The sequence below is a fragment of the Microbulbifer sp. genome (assembly GCF_051659245.1).
GTDB lineage: Bacteria > Pseudomonadota > Gammaproteobacteria > Pseudomonadales > Cellvibrionaceae > Microbulbifer.
In genome coordinates, this window is the sequence record NZ_JBOFOC010000139.1 from 23,657 (window position 1) to 43,075 (window position 19,419).

The window sequence follows — 19,419 nt, forward strand, 5'->3', positions numbered from 1 at the left end:
TTGCCGTAGCGGCGCAGACCCAGCGCCGGTCCGGCGTCGGCCTGCAGCGACGTGAAGTCCACGCGATAGCGCTGCTCGGGGCGCAACCTGTGCACTGCCTGCACCGACTCGCCGCTGGCGACAATCAGGTAGTCGCCATAGACCAGGGCGTCGCGCACCGCGCCATCGAAGACGTAACTGCGGGTCAGCAGCGGATCCAGCATATCCACCAGTTGCACGGTCATACCCGTGGAGCCTGGGCCCATGGTCGCACCGGTCATGGTCCAGGGGCAGCCCGGCATAGGACCGCGGCCGCTACTGATATCCCCGGCCACCAATAGCCAACGACCCTGTTGGCGCAGGCGATAGCCGCTGGAAACGGGCACTTCTCCCATCAGTACCGGATCTTCCGGCGCCTGGTAGCCATATAGCCGCAGCGGCAGCGCCTCGGTGCCGTCGCCCGTGGAGTGGCCGACACACTCCGGAGACTTGCTCTCTCCCGAATCGATCGCAAAGGCACTGGCGTAGAGCGATTGCCCCGCTTTGGCCAGAGAGGCTATACCCTCGCTCTCCGCGGGGTAGATCTCGCCGGCCAGTTGCAAGCCGTTCAAATCGTCCGCATTGAACCGGCCCACGCCGCCGGCACCGCTGGCCAGATAAACCCGCTCGCGAACGACGCCCTCTTCCAGCTCGGGAACCACCTGCAACTGCAGGGAATCCTGGCTGGCGACGTAGCGGGTTCCCAGACTGCGCTCGTACAGGGCAATTTCTTCCGGGCTGCGATGCTCATCGCATTCCAGTCCGAGGAAGCAATCGAGCGACGGCGACAACAGCCCCGCGGTCAGCCAGCGACTCATGCGCTGATGGGCTTCGCCCGTGGCGGGTATCGATGAAATGCCCCCCACCAGCGGCAATTGTTCGCGACGCTGCAGATCGAATGTGGCCAGCCGGTAGCTGTCCGGCATCTCGGCGCCGAGTATCGGCACCAGGTTGGGATCCCGATAGGGGAAATAACCGCTGGTGGCAACTGCCACACCCGCCCCTTCGTCGATATGGATATCGGTGGGATGGATACGGGACGGCCTGCTGTGCACCAGTTGCCGCATGCCGTAGCCGAAGGCCTTGTCCGCTACCGCACTCCGGCCGTTGCGGTGTTGCAACTGCACATCCACCCGACCGGGCGCACCGGTGGGCGTGGTGGCGATCAGGGTATCGTGAGCCAGCACTTCCAGGCTTTGCGCCGGCACATTGCCGAAGCTGACCCGCAGGCCGTCGAGCACCGAATTGCCCGGCTCAAAGCCACTGCCGTGAATAACAACGCGGGAACCGCCGTCGACGCTTCCCCATGCCGGGACCACCTGATCGATCGCCAGTGGTGCGTCCACGGTGATAGCGCCGCTGGCCAGGGCGCGGTCGGCTATGCCATTTCGCGCTACCTGTACCGTCAGATCGTATTGGCCCGGCTGCGCCAGAATCGGGGTGTCCACGGTATAGATCGCTACCCGCGGATCCTCGTCGCTGGTATCTGCGGAAACCACCGACAGGGGCAGCGAGCCCAGCCACATGCTGACGGCGGAGGAATCGGCCAGGCCGCCGCGAACGCCGACATAGATACGCCCCTGCTCGCCTGCGACAAAACGTCGCGGCAGTACGCTGTCCACCGCTAGCGTATCCCGATCACTACCGCGCCAACGGAATTCCAGTTGCTGGTTCGCCGGCAGGCGATACAGGACAACTGGGGATTGCCCCTGGACTGGTTTCACCGAGGCTAAGGTGGCATCGACGGTGACGACGAACTCATCGCCAATTTGCATTTGTTCCGGTTCGGAGAGCGCAATAATGGCGTCGTTATTGTCGATCTCGACCGTGTGCGCCAGGGTTCCGCCATCAACCCGGGCAACCGAGAAGGCGGCCAGGTTCGGCTCATGCTGATCGATCGCCTTGTTGAAGCGCAGACGGATTGTCGCATCGCCATTGGGCTGGCGATCCAGAATACCGCTTTCAGGCTGCGCACCGATCAATTTGAGCACTACGTCTGCAAGTACACTGATGATGCCGTCGCCACCGACGACCGGACCGTAAGGGGTGGCAATCACCACCTGAGGCTGCCAGCCGCTGGCCATCTGCCCGTGCAGGCGGAGCGGCTGCGCGGGGTCGGTGATATCGAAGGCGATGGCGCCCTGGTCGGAAACCACATAGGCCACATGCCCCAACACGCTGACGTCGCGCACAGTGCCGATATCGGAAACCCGTCCGCGGATAGCCGGGTTGGCGGGATCGGAGATATCCACCAGCACCATGCCGCCATCGCCGGCGGCTACCAGCGCCAGGTTTCCGGCAATTTCCACGGAGGTGCCGAGAATATCCAGGGAGGAAACGATATGCAGGCCGCGCTCCGGATCGTTGCCGACGATATGGAAGCCGCGGGATCCGGGCTGCTGCACCTGCAGCAGTCGCTGGGTGTCCATATCCATCAGGCCGCCGACTACCGCGTAGCGATCCGCTTCGCCGGCAACTTTCGGAAGTGCCGCCAGGTCCAGCGCCGGCAGCTGATCCGGCAGTGCCAGGCTGGCCTGCAGGAAGGCGCGGGTATGCAGGTAGGTATCCACCAGGCCGACGCCCGCCGTGCCCATGGCCACCACCGCGCGATTTCCATCGGCGAGCAGGCCGCGCGCCAGACTACCGGGCAGCGGAAGCTCGCGCACAATTGTGCTCTGGCTGATATCCACGGCATCGAAGGCGAGGATAAACAGCGCTCCCTGATCCTCGCCGTCCCGCCGGCGATGCGCGGTGACGAATACGCGGTTTCTGCCTTGTTCGAAAGAGAGGGCCAGGCGCTGTGCCTGCCAGCCAGAGGGCAGCGGAACCAGTGCTTCGATACGGTCATCCCGCTCGTCCCCGTCTTCGTCGATGGTCTCCAGCAATTCCGCCAGGTTGAGCGGGTCCTCCGCCCGGTTTGTCCAGGTGGAAGCGGCAATATTGACAATCATTACCCCCTTACTGGTGGCGGCGACGGCCCAGGTGCCCGTGGGGTCGATAATCAGGTCGCGCACCAGGGCTTCGTGAGAAATATTCGCCTGGGGCGGCTGGCGGTACTCGAAGGCATTTTGCAGGGTCGCGCTCTGGCCATCGTCCTGGACCACAGTAATATCCACGGTACCCAGTGCGCCCGCCGGTGCCACGATGGAAAGAGTATCCCTGTCCACCAGGCGGATTTCGCTTTCGTCCGCCGGCGTTTCGCCAAAATAGACCCACAGCCTGCCGGTATCCGCGCGGAAGCCGCGGCCATGCAGCGTCACCTTGGTGCCGCCATCCACATTGCCGATCTGCGGCGAAACACTGTTCAGCGACAGAGGCTCTACATAGATCACCGCGCCCGCACGGGTATCGGTGGAACCGTCGGCGGTGACTACGGTAAGCGATGCGGCCCCCGGATGTGCCGAGGGCGCCTGCAGCACGAAACGAACCAGGTTGTTCTCAACAATTTCAGTGGATTCAATCGCCGCCGGCTCATTGCCGATCAGAAATGCCGGTGCCTCTCCGGGGTTGCTCAGAACTACCTCGAGCTCTCCCCCGCTTGTCGGCAGGAACGGGGTATCGATGCGGACTATGGATACAGGATCACCCTGGCGCGCCCCGGTATCGAAGTAGTATTCAAAATCAAATAAACCCTCAGTGCGGCGCGCGGCCAAATCCGCCTGCATACGCACACGATAGCGACTGGCCGCCGCCAGCGGCGCCTCCGGCACCACTTCAAGCATCCGCGGATCAGCCGGATCGCGGCTGATTTCCGCAGCTACCAGCTCCCCATCACCACTGCCGTTGTCTTTTATCAGCGACAAGTACCGGGAGAGATAGGCATTGTCCGATTCTCCATTCGGCACCGGCACCGGCACCTCGTGGGTAAAGCGCAGGCGGATCGGCGCATCCAGGCTGACCCCTTCCGCTTGCGGCTGCGGTGTCGCACCGGCCAGATCGAGGGTCAGGGTATCGGTGATACGCAGAGACTCTTCCGCGGTGAGCAACAGGCCGTCATCGGTCATCAGTACCGGCTCGATACGGCGCGGATAGGATTTCAGCGACGGGCCTTCGTCCGCCGCTGAATAGCGATCCAGAATACTGCCGCATTCGAAGGTACGCAGTGCATCCATCAGCAGAATATCGGAGGGACGGCTGATATCCAGCAGCTGGACAAAATACTCATATTCTGCCGGCTTTTCCCGGCACCGATTGCGCAACTGTACTGCCGCCAGGCTGTTGCCCATCGCCACACCGGAAACCGCCCCGGGAATATCGAAGCCGGAGGGGTCGTAGGCGCCGATCAACGGCGGGCGTTTGGGTTGCAGTGCATCGTGAACCGCGAGGCCGCTGCGCTGAGCCGCGACCATCCAGGGGCGCATCCGCACCGGAGCCTTGATACCGGCCTCAACGGGTGCACTGGACAATTGAGGCGCTCCGGGCCGGGACAGATCGAACACCACCCGATGGATGCCTTTGCCTTTGCGCATATCGACAACCAACAGGCTGTCTTCGATATGCACCGACAGCGGGCGCAAGGGCACATCGGCACCGTTTATCAGGGCGCTTCTCAAAACCTGCACCACCGCCGGGCGCAACGGGTTGGCGATATTCAGCAGCGCAACGGCATCCGACGATGGTGCTATCAGCAGGTTGCCGGTTTGCCACAGCTGTTGAGGCGCTTCGCTCAGTGGCAGCGGCAGTGCATAAAGCACATCGCGATCCCGCTCCTCGGGGTTTTCCCCGTCGCCGGGAATACGCGATTCGCGGTCGTATACCAGCAGATGGGGCAACCCCTCGTAGGGCACGTCGATATAGGGGAAATCGAGCCCCTGGGCACTGACGTACAGATGGTTTTCCGCCAATTGCATGGCCACCGGCGCCAGGGCCTGGGGCAGGTTCATATAGCCGAAGCCGTGCATGGGCGCCGCTTCTTCGAGGCGGTCGCGCTGGTACTTCACCAGGCTGATCCAGCCGGGGGGCTGGTTTCTGTCGAAGGCTTCGCGGGTCAGCACATTCCTGCCCGGTTTGCCGTTGGCGTAAACGCCCCGCCCGAGTACATAGATCAACCCGAGTTCGGGATCCGAGGCGAGATCCATAATACGGCCGGGCGGCAGGCGCACTGAATCCGGTGGCAGCGTCTCTCCGTCCTCCCCGAGATCCAGCGGATCGGCGGGTTCGAGAATCCGCGCGCTGTCCAGCTTGCCGTAAAACAGGGCTTTCGGCAGCCAATAGCGACGACCGCTGTTATCGCGGACCTCGATATCCAGGAATCCGCGATAGGCCTGGCCGAAGTCGGGTACCGCCCACTCCATATGCTCCGGACTCACCAACGCCAGCCTGTCGGAGCCAACCCGATCAGTTTGTACCTCTTCGGGAAGGTTGCTCGGCCAGGCACGCAGGGATACTCCGGGATGGAAACCGAAGCCAACCACATTGACTTTATCGCCCTCTCCGCCCTGGCTCGTTCCAACCACACCCGGCTCGACAAAACTGATACTCAGTTCGTCCACATAGCGGAAACCGCCGTGCACGATATCGTAAAGCTGCTGGGAGTTTTCCACCTTCACGGAGGCGGGGCCCGCGTAGTTGGGTGGAGTAACTACAACCGCGGTATCCAGCCCCGTATCGTCATTGTGTTCGACGCTTTCCACCACCGCCTGCAATTGGCCGATGGTAACCACGGGCGCGTCACTGAAATTGGAACCAATAACAGCAACACGCGTTCCTCCGCGAACGTCACCGGTATCCGGTGTTACGCCGACAATATCCGGAGCTGTGGCGGTGCCGGCCTGTGAAATATGGAAGCGGAAGCTGTAGGCGCTGGTCATGGCCAGTGTTTCGCTGGCGAGCGGTATCAATCCCGGTTTGACCTGAACCGTGTAGGTTTCACCGGCTTGCCACCCACCTTGCGGCGCTTCGACTTCAACAAAGCGACGCGCTTCCTCACCTTCCCGGGAGGAGAAGTGAACCGCCACCGTAGCCGAAATATCCTCACCGAATGGCAGCTCGCCGCGATAAACACGCACATTTGCCGCGAGGTCACTGGCCGGGTCGAGGACGGACGACATTTCGATTCCGATACGCTCGAGGTCCGACGGAACCTGCCGCTCACCACTGGCCGGCGTATGCTGTACCACCGTCAACTCGGGCAACTGCAACCGCGCCACACCGCCGCGGGCCGCCGCGATTTCCACCGCTCCATTGGCAAGTGCCATATCCCGGACGGAAAAATCATACCAGTCGGGATGGCTGTGGGTAATAGCCGGCAGGGTGGCATCCGCTGTGTCGCCCTCTTCCCGCTCCAGTTTGATCACTTCGATCAAAGTGCGCGCGGGCCTGTCTTCCTGATCGGACAGGAACACACTGGCATAAGCCAGGTTGCCCGCCACCAGAACATCGTATACGCCATCCGGCAAGTGATCTTCGCGCGGGGTATCGAGACCGATGGTACGCAACATCGACGGCTGCAAGGGATGGCGCACATCGACGATATTGAGTTCGGCAACCCGGCCGTTGGCACCGAGATTGGTGACATACAGGCGGTCGCCCGACAACTCGAGTCGGTTGGCAACACCCAGGGTATCCAGGCTGGCGACGATCGGCAACGCCGGATCGGTAATATCCGCAATCACTACTCCCTCTTCGGAGGCGGCGATATAGGCGTAGCCATCCCGAACCACCACATCCCGGGCGAAACCGTTGGGTTTGATAAAGCCGATGCGGTAGGGAGCGTTGAACGAAGTGATATCGACTACCTGCACACCGCCGTAGCCATTGGCCACAAACGCCATGTTATCGACGCGGGATACTCCCAGCACCTGCGGGAAAGGCATATCCACGCGACCGGCCAGCGTATAGGGCAACCCGAACTGCCCTTCGCCGTTTTGCGTGGTAAACAGCAGCAGCTCGCCGGAGGTGTTTTCATAGTGGAAGGCCCCCGTATCCCCGTCGCGATTGACCGTGCCTTCCAGCGAATTGACAAAACCGCCCTTGCTTGCGGGATCCACCGCACCGGTTTCCGGCAGGCCGGCCTTGGCCGCAAGCACCAGGGACGCGTCGGTATGCAGGCGGGTGATGGCGCCGGTAAATATTTCACTGGCCCCGTTGAGCAGTGATGAGAACAGATACTCGCGACCGTAGCCGTCCTCATGCACCGCGGGCATGGCATCCAGCATAAAGAGGCCGGTGTGCATGCTGGCCGGATTGTCGCGGTCATACAGTTGATTGATACCGGGCACACCTGAACCCGGCTCCAACATCAGCGGGTCGAGCGTATTCCAGGCGGCTATCAGGGCACCAGTCTGCTCCGGCCCCTTGTACTGGCTCAGCGCCGAGTAATAGACGGAGCGGGCCTGATCCTGATGCTGCTGCGAAAGCGGCTCCCCCTGCCTGTCCGGTGCCACATGGCGGCGGCGGTCCAGCGCGAGTCCCACTTCGTGATATGTTTCCTCCTCCTCGGGGTGATTTTCGGTAGTGACACGGGTCACTATGCGAATGCGCTCGTCCGGTTTCATATCCCGGCGCAGCAGGGCGCCGTCGGCAAAGTCGGCCCAGTAGAGGTAATAGTAATTGTCCGGGTCGCTGACCGGCGTGGTGTCACCGGGCTGCCGCTCGTCATTCCGGTTCAATGTCACGCTGGTTTCCGCCAGCGGCAGCCAACTGCCCTCTGCGTTTCGATACTCCCGCACCCAGGTCTGCTGCACCTGCCGCTGCGACTCGTCGCCGATATCGCTCACCGCCACTTGAATGCGCAGCGGTTCTCCCGCGGTGAGGATATCCCCGTCCGCCGGAGCGAGAGGCTCCACCACCGGCCGCACCGTGTCTTCCACAACGCCGACCCTGACGACCTGGCTGGCCCCCGTCTGGCCGTGAACATCGTAAACAACGGCCTGTAGCGCCACGCCTTTGCTGCCCTCCGGCGGCACAACCGTTGCCCGGTAAATATTCTCCTGGGCGGTACCACCTTCGATCTCGGTAACGGACTGGTAGGCGGTATAAGCGGGAAGATCGTTAACCAGGAAGACGACTTTTTCTATACCCTCCGGCCCCAGGTCATCCGATACGCGCGCGGATACGGTAATGGCCTCGCCTTCGATCACCGCGGTATTGTCGTTTGCCGGCTGGATTATTTCGGCCGCTGGCGGCTGGTCTTCGGCAATCGTCAGGGTGCGCGGCGCCGACAGGTCGGACCTGTTGCCGTCCACGTCTTCGGCAATCGCGTAGAAGGACAAGGTGTCTCCCGCGCGCCCCAGGGGGATTTCGGTATTGAACTGGAAGGGCGCCGAGATATCCGAACCGGCTTCAACGGGCTGCCCTTCCTCACCCAGGGACCGGAACAGGGTGACCCGGGCCACGCCGCTCTCGATATCGTCCGCCTCTACGGAGACGATAATGCGCCGCCCTTCGGTAATCTCGGCTACTGCGGAGCCCAGCGAAAAGCCCCGCGAGTCCAGGATATTGATCGCCTGTACTTCCGGCGGCTGATTGCGCTCGATGGTAACGGGTACAGATTGCACAGCCGCGTTGCCCGCGCCGTCCCGGGCCGTAATACGGATGCTGGCGGCAACACTATCCACAGCTTCAGACAGGTCGCCAAAGTAGTCCTCAAAACTTTGCAGGGTAAAGGAGGACTGATAGGGCGCCGCGACGAAGGCCACACTATCGGTGACCTCGAGCTCATAGACAGAATCATTGGGATTGGGATTGGGATTGGGGTCGATCAACAGTTCGGCCAACGCTGAGGTCACTCGCACGTTGTCAGTGGCCTCGAAGCGGAAGGGCAGAGGTCTCCCCTCCACCGCAGTCGCCGGATTACCGGTGGGCTGAATGATATCGAGTTCAGGGGGCCGCTCATCTGCCTCGACGCGCACGGTAATCGTATCTGGCGCCATCACTGTTCGCGGGTCGCCGGCGCGCTTCTCGGTCGCGGCGGCGGAAAGGGTGATCGCGTTCCCCGCCTGCCCGTAGGGCATACTGATCAGGAATTCGTAGGGATACTCATAATCGACTATAGTGCGGTCGCCGGTAACCAGACCATCGACAGAAAGCGCCACGCGATCCACGGCCAGATCGTCACTCGCATTGACTTCCACAACCAGCGCCCGCCCCTCCAGCAGGCTGCTCTCGTCTTCCGGGCTGGCTATCGCCACCACCGGCGGCTGATCCCCGACAATTTCCACCTGGATATTTTCCACAGCGCGGTGCTGATCCAGGTCGCCGTAGGCGGCTCCGTAACTGTCGATCGACTCAACCTGCAGGTCGACGATATTGTTTTCCGGAACCGACGAATCATAGGCCGGCAGAGGAACACTGAAAGCATAGGGGGGCTGCCGCAGAGGGACGTTGTATATTTCAGTTCCATTGCGAAGCGCCGTGAGCCGCACGGAATCAACTGCAACATCGTCAAAAGCGTTGACATTGACGTACAGCGGCGCATTCTCAACCTGCTTGCTGCCCGCCAGCGGTTCGACGATATCGATGACCGGCCGCTCGTCAATCCGCACCGGGAAGCTCAACTCGCGCACCCGCGTATTGCCGGACGCATCCCGAACAGCGATTTTTACCCACAAGTCTGTGCGCTGGACTTCCGCCAGTTCGATATCCAGTACATCGGCGATTTCTGCCATTCGGTCCAATTGCAGCCGGTGGATATAGTTCGGCGCATCGATATTCTCCGTGGTGATCGGGTTGTGATCCTTGGCCGGGATATCGTTGACAGAGCGCACAGGCGCACCGTAGCTGCCCATAGCGTAGCCGTCTGCCAGCATGGCGCCGTAAGCGGTGTAGAGCTCAATGCTCTGCGCTTTGACATTATCGTAAGCGGAAAACTGCAGGTTGAGGAAAGAGGCTTCCACCAGGCGGTCGCCGAGAACCGGTTTGCTCAGAATCGCTTCGGGCAATATATCGTCGGGGGCCAGTTCAATAGTGACTCTGTGTGAACCGGAGGCGCCGTCGGAATCCGTGATTACCGCTGTGAGTTCGAGACTGGTGCCCTGGGCGGAAAGTCCCGGGGGTAATTCCAGCAGATAGCTTTGGGTAATTGCGTAGGGACTGTCCGACCTGCCATATTCATTGGCGGTATCGATGTTGTAATTGTGTTCGAAACTGTCGTAAATATTGCCGAAGGCCTGTTCGACAACAGCTTGCCTGGCTGGCGGCTCCGCACCGCTATCCAGACTTTGCAGGCGTACTCCATCGGCATACAGGGCAACATTGCTGGAAGGGGATAGCTGGCGGTCGTCGCTGGCGACAATACCGGCCTGAATGGAAAAAGTGCCCGCGGCGATAATCTGGTTGTTGGCCGGGGTAACAATGCGGATTTCGGGCGCGACATTGGTTTCCGGGTTGACGATAAAACGCCGCTCCTTTACCTGCCCCTTCAGGTCGGTGGCGCGCAGTAGATATTCAGTAGGTTCCGGTTGGTCGAAAGTTATCTCCTGCTGCCCTTCGAAAACTTGCCGGGGCAAGTCGGGGCAGCTATAGGGAAAATCCCAGCGCTTTATCGGCTGCTCGCCACCACCCGGCAACAACCGGGTAATTTCCACTGAAGAAAGGCCGGTATCATCATCGGACTTGATCCCCAACCGAAAGGGCTCGCCCACCCTTACCCAAAATTCGTTCAAAGCCAGGCGGCCTTCGTCGGTAAAATGGCGGCGATAGCCACTACCCACCTTATAGCTGCTGAAAGAGGTCAAACTGACAGCGGGGGGCGCATTGGCCCGAACCGGCAGCAGCACCTCTTCCGCGGTGCGGTGGCCCGAAGGGTCTTCGACCTGCATAAACACCGACAGGAGTCCGGGAGAAATATCTACCGGCAGCTGCCACTGGAACTCATGTGCCGGTCCGGCATACACGCCGGTCTGTTCAAACAGAGTACTGCCATCCGCGCCGAGCAAAGCCAGCCGCTTGATGACTTCCGTATTGTCTTTGGCGGTGACGCGGAAAGGTATGATAGCGCCCTGCACCACTTCGGAACCACTCGGAGGCTGTATGGATGCCAGTGCCGGGGCCTCCTCATCGGGCAGGATATCCAGGGAGTGTAAACTTTCGAGAGGGACCTCCCCGCGCTCATCGGAAAAACGGTCGACGGCATGGGCGAACAGGGCCAGCGAGTCGAGACTCGGAGCAGGCACTGGTATTGCCACACCGTGCCGCGACCTGGCTTTCCGGCTGCGAACTTCGCCGAACAGCTGAAGAGCGCCCCAACCGCTTGCCGATGTCCGATCGCGCACTTCAGCGGTGAGCCGGGGCCGGTTGCCGACGGACTGGTTACCACCGTTTGCCGTATAAGACTTTAGCTGCCCTGTTTGCCCGGCATCGAAGATCAGGCGTTTCAATGCCATATCCCCGTTCGAGGGCGCACCGTTATACAGAGGCGTAATTTCCAGCCGCACAACCCCGTCCTGCCACCAATCATCCAGGGATACGCCTTCACTTCCGACATCGGTACTGATAAAAGACGGGTGGCAGGGGTCATTCCAGTACTGGATCACGCGGTAGCTCACCTGGGCACTGGAATTTTCCACCCGCAATACGCCCCCCACTGCGCCGAGCGGCGCAACATAGGCTTCGCCGGCCAGAACCAATACTTCGTCTCCGCCCAGGGATACCGTTAATTCATCACCATCGACCTCGGGATAATCCCAACTTATCAGCGGTTCAACCTTCCCGCTCTCAAGGACCCTGTGCCGCCCGGCAAACTGTCGGGGCGCCCCTGCTTCACGGCCCAGGGAGGTAGCCAGGGGCAGCATGGCTATTCCGCCGGAGGGCTCGTCATCCGTCATTTCCAACGTGTGGAACGCGGCACTGCCAGCGACTACGCGCTTCTCCGGCGACGGGTAGAGGGCGACAACGCGCGGGGGAAGATCCGGCACAAGGCGGGACTCGACAATCTGCGTGGCGATATTGCCACTACTGTCTTCCGCTTCCACGCGAATAGCAAAAGCGCGACCTTCGACCGGGACGGGCAAGAGCCCATCCAGCGGCACGGGCACATCGGTGATTTTCAGTGAATCACCCGTAATCCCGGTATTTTCATAGAGTGTGACATTCTCACTGGTTATCAGCTCGACCCTGGCCCGCGTCAAGGCAATGTTGTCGGTAATCTGAATGTTCAGCTCTGCCTCGGTGCGCTCCACGACGGTATCGCCGGGTTTGTCGATGCGGATAGCCGGTTTCTCCTCATCGGCGAGCACCCGCAGGCGCCGGGACGGCGATTCACTGATATTGACACCCTTGTCGTGTGCCCTGACCAACAGGTCGTATTCTTTATTGGCCCGATCGACAAATTCCACCGGTAACTTCACGCGCCCGCTGAATTTGCTCACATAGCGGCGCCCCACTACAACGCTACCAAAGCTGCCTGGGTTCGGCTGGCGGATTTCCTCGATTTCGTCCGAGCGTATCAGCTTGCCGGACCAGGGCAAAACGAGCAGTTCACCCTCATCGTCCCGCAACACAACTTCGACAATATCGACATGAATGTCATCGACCGCAATGCCGGCGACATCGATGGCGTCACCGGGTATTACCGATAGGGACGATGCCGGCTCGGTCATCTGTACATCCGGGGGATTGGTATCGTCCACTATTTCGATATCGATATTCTCTGTAGTGGTTTGCCCTCCGGTATCCATCGCCGTCACGACAAACTGGAACGCAGTTCCTTCCTCCGGGTCCGTTGGCACCGGGAGTCGCGCATGGAGGAAACTGCCACTGGCAGTGGTCGATGCAACCTGTTGCGCGCTGAAAACCTTTTCGTACTCCACAATGCCATCGCGCATCACGCGCACACTGGCGCGCGCAACGCCGCGATCGTCGGAGATGCTGAAATTCACATCCAGCAATTCCCCCTCTACCACACGTACACCGGGCACCGGGTTGCGGATATCGATAATCGGCGGCTTGTCCGCAGACACCCGGTATTCCCAGTCCTTTTCAGATTGATTGCCAAATATATCCTTCGCCACAAGATTGAGTACCAAGGTATCGGTATCCTCTGGTACCTGGACCGGAAACTGTCCCGCTGCGCTCAGGCCATCCATTGAAATACTGTGCAAGACACCGTGCCCGGGGCGACTTACCTGCAGTGATGCGAGACCATTGCCGTCCTCTGCACTCCAGCTAAAGCTGGTTGCCGAACCCGCAATCAACTGCTGTTGGGGGAGAGGACTGGTGATATTGGCAACCGGGCCTTCATTGTCAGCGCGGATGTGCACCGCCGCAGTTACAGGCTCCGATGCCTGGCCCAGACTGTCGAGCGCGGTAAATTCTGCGGACAGCTCGCGGTCCAGGTTTTCCAGTTCCAGCTCTGCAACCGGGGTGGACAGTAAATGTTGCAGGTTGCGCATGGCGACAAAGTCGCCTTCATTCGCGGAGAGCATCTCCTGGTGGATCACCTCTTCGCCATCGAGCAAACGGAAACGCAGTTGATGAACCGCGTTGTCATCTAATGCCTGAACGGCGATGCGGAGAGTATCGCTCAACAGATAAGCCGGTCTATCCACCTGGACCCGCAGAACCTGGGGCGCCTGATCCGATCTTACCGCGATACCACTGGTCAAGGTGGAGCGGTTGTCCCGGCCATCCCAGACCCTGGCCGAAACCTGATAGATATCCTGCTCGGACCCCGTATCGGAAAATGCCGGAGCGGCGACAATCGCAGCCACGGAATAACCGTTGGCCGTGCCGGGCAGTGATTGCAGGCTGAGCACCTGCTGATCCAGCACATCCTCCTGGTTGCCCGTCAGGAAAACACGACCGTCGGGCTGCAGGGCCAGCCCGCTCACCTCCAGGCGGGTGACACCGACATTGTCGTAACCGGTGAGTTTGAATACAAATTGTTCATTCTCAATCACCGGGGCGAGGTCCAGGCCTCCGGAGGTTTCACTGATTGCCGGGGAGGCCCAATTGACCACCGGCGGCTGCTCATCGTAACCCAGGAGAATTTCTACCGGCGCCGCCTCACCCATGTTTCCCGCACTGTCGTAGGCGTGTGCCGTCAAGGTCAATCGCTGTTCCAGATCGCCAACCGGCTCTGTGGGAACATTGATGGTATAGGGAGGCTGATAATCCGATCCGGCCAATTTGCCATCGACAAAAAAGTCCACTCGGGAAACACCGGTATCGTCGACCGCCTGGACACGCATATCGAAAGGCAGACCGGCGATATGCGATGTCCCCTGCAGGGGGGCGCTGATGGACACTGTCGGGGGCTGGTCGCCGACGATGGCAATTTCTCTGGGCTCGGAGCGAAAAACCGCGCCGTGATAATCCGTAATCCGGGCACTGAGTTGCAGCTGTTTGCCGACATCATCCTCGCCTGTGGCATAGTCGAAATCGACAGTTTTTACCACAGGATTCAATGCATCCCGCTCGATACCATCTCCCGAGGATAAGTTCTCCGTTGCAACAACGGTATCCCGCTCAAGCAGTTCGACACGAATCCCCAGGGGCCCCGCATCATCGGTGACTTGGACCTGGATCGGCAAGCTGTTACCGGCAGTGACTGAGGCACCCGCCACCGGTGATACGATTCTACCGCTGGGTTCCCGGTTGCGAACAACCCGTATCAACTGGGCCGGCAACTCCATCTCTCCGCCGGCGGGCCCAATCAGCCTGGCCCTGAGCCCCACAGAGGTCTCCCCCGCACTGGTGGCAGGCAGGGTTACCTGCCCTCGCCAGACCTCGAAAAGTTCTTCATCACCATCGGGTGTACTGCGTGTTTCATAGGCGGGAGCAACGATCCGCCCGGCTTGCTGGCCATCCAGGTACAGAATAACCTGTCTGACCTTCCCGTCCGGCTCGGCCATTTGGGATCCGAGCCCTCTGGCAACCTGAATCTGCAGAGGGGTCGCCTCTACCGCACGCTGGCCATCGGCGGGAAGTTCAACCCCAATATTTTCAACAACATAGGGGGGAACTCCTCCGCCCACCTCCACGGACAGTGGCTCGGATACCGACTGGTTGCCCGCAGTATCTACAGCCACCGCGGACACTGTCAGGGTCTTGCCCAGCAGGCTTTTCGGAACAGGCATCGACATTCGATACGGAGGTTTGCTGTCAGAGGAGACCGGCGCCCCATCAATCAGGAAATCAACGTGGGAAATCCCTATATCATCCTCAGCGGCGGCCTGTACCGACAAATCCTCTTCCACCTGGATCATCGAGGGAGCCTGAACGCTGATCTGCGGTGGCGCGTCGTGGGCATGAACGGGGAAAGACAATGACAATCCGGGCACTTCGGACAGGCTGAGCTCGGCCCTGGCTGGTGCCGAACCGTCAATTTCTCCTCGCGCACGCAATTGCCCGGCGCCGTTCGCCTCCAAGACGCCCTGTGATTCCCGCACCTCCAGAAGCCTGCGCCAGTTGTCCGGCATCGCCACCTGATCACCATTACTGAGAGACGCGTACAGCGGGGGCAAATCTGCAAACCGGTTCAGTCGGGGGAGAATAAAGGGATTGTTCTCATCGACACCCTCCAGGACCAGGGCATCGATTGATACTGAAAAGTCGACGGATACGGGGATCTGCACCGGCTCGGCCCCTGGATAGGAAACCGTTATCGTAACCGGTGCCCCATTGGTTTCCGCCACGGGGAAAACCACCCCGCTCTCCGACACGCCCACCACTGAGGAATCGCTACTGGAGTAGGACACGCCGCTACCTGGCCCCGGCAAAGCCACTTCACCGCGGAACTGGAAGTTCACTACAGGAACCAGTGCCGGAGTTTGCAGGGGATGTGTAATAACCAGGCGATCGGGCGTTACCGCGAGGGACTCGACACGCTCGCTGATTTCTCCACCAACAAAACCGATACGGCTAAAGACAGCTTGATTGCCGTGTGCATCACTGGCCGCAACCTCCAATACAACCATTGCATCACTGGCAATAGCTTCCGCAGACAGCGCTTCACGCAGTGGAATCGAGGCCTCGAAAACTGACTGATCATCAGATACAGGGTAAATGCGCACACCGGAGGCATGGGCGAATGCCCGGTCTTCGACGGAGTTGATCATACCGCCCGCAGCGCGCAGGGTCGAAGCGCGCACGCCGAGCAAATTCAGGGAAAGATATCGAAGATCCGTATTGTCAGTAGCATTCAGGGCCACGACCAACCGCTGTTGATCACCATCACCTATTATCGAAAGAGATTTCAGAGAGGCGAAAGGTAGCTCGTCATCCTCTACGGGGTAGGCTTCCTGGAGTGATTTCGAGCTGCCGTCAATATAGTATGCCTTTACTGCTGGAGTAAGGCGCGCAGTACCGACCGTGCTGAAGCGGGCCTCGCATACGCCGCGGGCAACATCCCTGACCAGCGTGAGAGGGCCGACTTCCGGCACTTCCACGCGAGCCACACTGTCACAGTCATCCAGGGTGGCAACGTAAGAAATGGCACCGGAAGACACTTCATCGATAACCGTGTCAACGCGAATATCATCTGCACGAGCGCTCCAGGACAGCCATACAACCAATAAAACTGCTGTGCGGACAGCAACTTTCCACAATCGGCCCAGACGACCGCCAGCCAGGAAGTTTCCCCCAAGCAATATGCACCTTCCCAAGCCAGAAAATAAAAGCAAAGGTCAAATCAATTGTTTTATCCCGCATCACACTTAAATTACGCCCATGTGCACGGTGGGGCTCTATTATTCCCAAAAAACTTGACTCCGCAACCCTTCAAGCCGAGAACTTTGTCCCAATAAAGGGCTGAACTCTAAAAATTCTTCCCAAGCCAACACCCAAAAATAATACAAAGTCACAAATTCAAGTTTTGTCCTTCTTGTCTTTTTCAATACTCTCTTTCTGCCCGCTACTGGCATTAAGCACCGGCCAGGCCGCCCGCAGATACACCGCCATGGTCCACAGGGTCATGGCCGCGGCGACATACAGCAGCACATAGCCGATGCTTTCCATTACCGGATACTCGCGTACATCGAAGGCGAGCAGGACAATGATCGCCGCCATCTGCGCGGTGGTCTTGAACTTGGCGACGACGGTTACCGCGACGCTGGCGCGCTGGCCCAGTTCCGCCATCCACTCGCGCAGCCCGGAAACCGCGATCTCCCGCCCGATAATCACCGCCGCGGCGATGGTAAACCAGGCGTTTTGATGCAGGCCCACCAGCAACACCAGAGCGGTGGCCACCATCAGCTTGTCCGCTACCGGGTCGAGAAAGGCGCCAAAAGGCGTGCTCTGGTTCAGTTTGCGTGCCAGGTAGCCGTCGAGCCAGTCCGTTACCGCCGCCGCCGCGAAAATAATCGCCGAGGCCATGTAGCTCCATTTGTACGGCAGGTAGAACACCAGCACGAAAACCGGTATCAGTGCGACGCGGAGCAGTGTCAGTTGGTTGGCGAGTGTCATGCTTGTCCCTGTACTTTCGGTGGGCGTAACTTACCAAGGCATTTCGCAAAAAGAAACGCCAGACGGGATTTGGAGCGTTAAATTTTGTCAGTGCCCGCAGTTACTCACTGTGTAGTGTGGAGTATATATCCTGTGCGAGCTTGCGGCTGACGCCTTCGACACCGGCGATCTCATCCACCGAGGCGTGGCGGATTTCCTGCAGGCCACCGAAGTGGCGCAGCAGTGCGCGACGCCGCGCGGGGCCCACGCCGGGGATACCTTCGAGGGGGGATTCGCGGCGTTTCTTGTCGCGCCGCTGGCGGTGGCCGGTGATCGCGAAGCGGTGCGCCTCGTCCCGGATCTGCTGGATCAGGTGCAGCGCTGGCGAGTCCGCGGACAATACCAATTCCCGGTTGCCGGCGACCACATAGAGCGTTTCGAAACCCGCCTTGCGGGTGGTGCCCTTGGCCACACCCACTATCTGCACACCCACCACGCCCAGCTCATTGAGGCTGTCCACTGCCTGGCGCACCTGCCCCTTGCCGCCGTCGATCAGCAGGATGTTGGGAAACCGGCCCTCGCCACTGGAGAGGCGGGTATAGCGGCGCTTCAGTGCCTGGGCCATGGCTGCGTAGTCGTCCCCCGGCTGGATATTCTCGATGTTGAAACGGCGGTAGTCGGACTTTACCGGGCCGCCGGTATCGAAAACCACACAGGAGGCCACCGTGGCCTCGCCGCCGGAATGGCTGATATCGAAGCATTCCAGGCGCTCCGGCAGCTGTTCCAGGCGCAGGGCCTCCTGCAGGGATTCGAAACGGCTTTGCAGCTTCTGCTGCGCCGCGGTGCGGCTGCCCAGGTTCTGCTCCGCCGCCTGCCGGGCCATGTCCACCCAGGTAGCGCGGTTGCCGCGCAGGCGATGGAGGATGGCCACGTCGCGGCCGCTCTGTTCACTGAGGGCCTGCTGCAGCAGCTCCAGGTCCTCGATGGGCTCGGAGGTGAGGATCTGCCGCGGCACTTCCCGACTGGTACCCAGGTAGAACTGGGGGATAAAGGCGGAGAGCAGTTCCGCGGTGGAGAGCCCCAGGCGCTCGTCGGGAAAATAACTGCGACTGCCGAGAATGCGCCCCTGGCGGATAAACAGTATGTGCACGCAACTGGAACCGCCCTGGCTGGCGATACCCAGCACGTCCACGTCGCCGCTGGACCGCTCCGCCACCTGGTCCGCCTGCAGGCGGCGCAGTGCGGAGATCTGGTCGCGCAGGCGCGCGGCCTTTTCGAATTCCAACTCGCGGGAGGCCCGGTCCATTTCATCCGCCAGCTCGCGGATTATCCTGTCGCTCCTGCCGGTGAGAAACATCTCCGCGTGGCGCACATCCGCCCGGTAGTCCTCCTCGGTGATAAAATCCACGCAGGGCGCGGTGCAGCGCTGGATCTGGTACTGCAGGCAGGGGCGCGAACGGTTGCGGAATACGCTGTCTTCACAGGAGCGGATGCGAAAAGTCTTCTGTAAAAAGTTCAGGCTGTCGCGCACCGAGGAGGCATTGGGGAAGGGACCGAAATATTGCCCCTTTTTACGCTTGGCACCGCGGTGCAGGGCGATGCGCGGGAATGTATCTTTGTCTGAAACAAAAATATACGGATAGCCCTTGTCGTCCTTGAGCATCACGTTGTAGGTGGGCCGCTGGGATTTGATCAGGCTCTGCTCCAGCACCAGCGCCTCGGTTTCGCTGCGGGTCACCGTGACTTCGATGCTGTGAATGCGCTGAACCAGCGCCATGGTCTTGGCAGTGAGCCCGGAGGCGCGGAAGTAACTGGTCAGGCGGTTGCGAAGATTTTTCGCCTTGCCCACATAGAGAATGCGCCCCTCGGCGTCGAACATCTGGTAGACGCCCGGCTTGCGGGTAACGGTTTGCAGGAAGCGTTTGCTGTCGAACATCTAGTTTCCTGTATGGTGCTAAATAGTGAAACCAGCGGGCCGCTAAGCGGCCAGATGCAAGGCGCACTTGCGCCGGCGTAGTCATTCTACGTCAAGCAAGTGCAACGCCGCAGATGGCTGCTTAGCGGCCCGCCCGAAGGGAG

The 19,419-nt window shown here is 60.4% G+C and carries 3 protein-coding genes (1 of these 3 running past the window's edge); all 3 read right to left on the bottom strand.

Translation table 11 applies throughout. The features are described from left to right. Positions 1 to 16,109: the 5' end (the start) of an RCC1 domain-containing protein gene (locus ACRC0P_RS14205; protein ID WP_438631959.1), read on the bottom strand. The gene continues 20,521 nt to the left of window position 1, outside the view; 16,109 of the gene's 36,630 nt are visible here — the first part of the coding sequence; it begins with the start codon at positions 16,107 to 16,109; the stop codon falls past the left edge of the window. Between the two features lie 655 nt (positions 16,110 to 16,764). Next, positions 16,765 to 17,361, bottom strand: a complete 597-nt coding sequence (gene pgsA, locus ACRC0P_RS14210; protein ID WP_438631960.1) for a CDP-diacylglycerol--glycerol-3-phosphate 3-phosphatidyltransferase — start codon at positions 17,359 to 17,361, stop codon at positions 16,765 to 16,767. 100 nt (positions 17,362 to 17,461) lie between these two features. Further along, positions 17,462 to 19,276: an excinuclease ABC subunit UvrC gene (gene uvrC / locus ACRC0P_RS14215; RefSeq protein WP_438631961.1), complete on the bottom strand. Its 1,815-nt coding sequence runs from the start codon at positions 19,274 to 19,276 to the stop codon at positions 17,462 to 17,464. Positions 19,277 to 19,419: the final 143 nt, after the last annotated feature.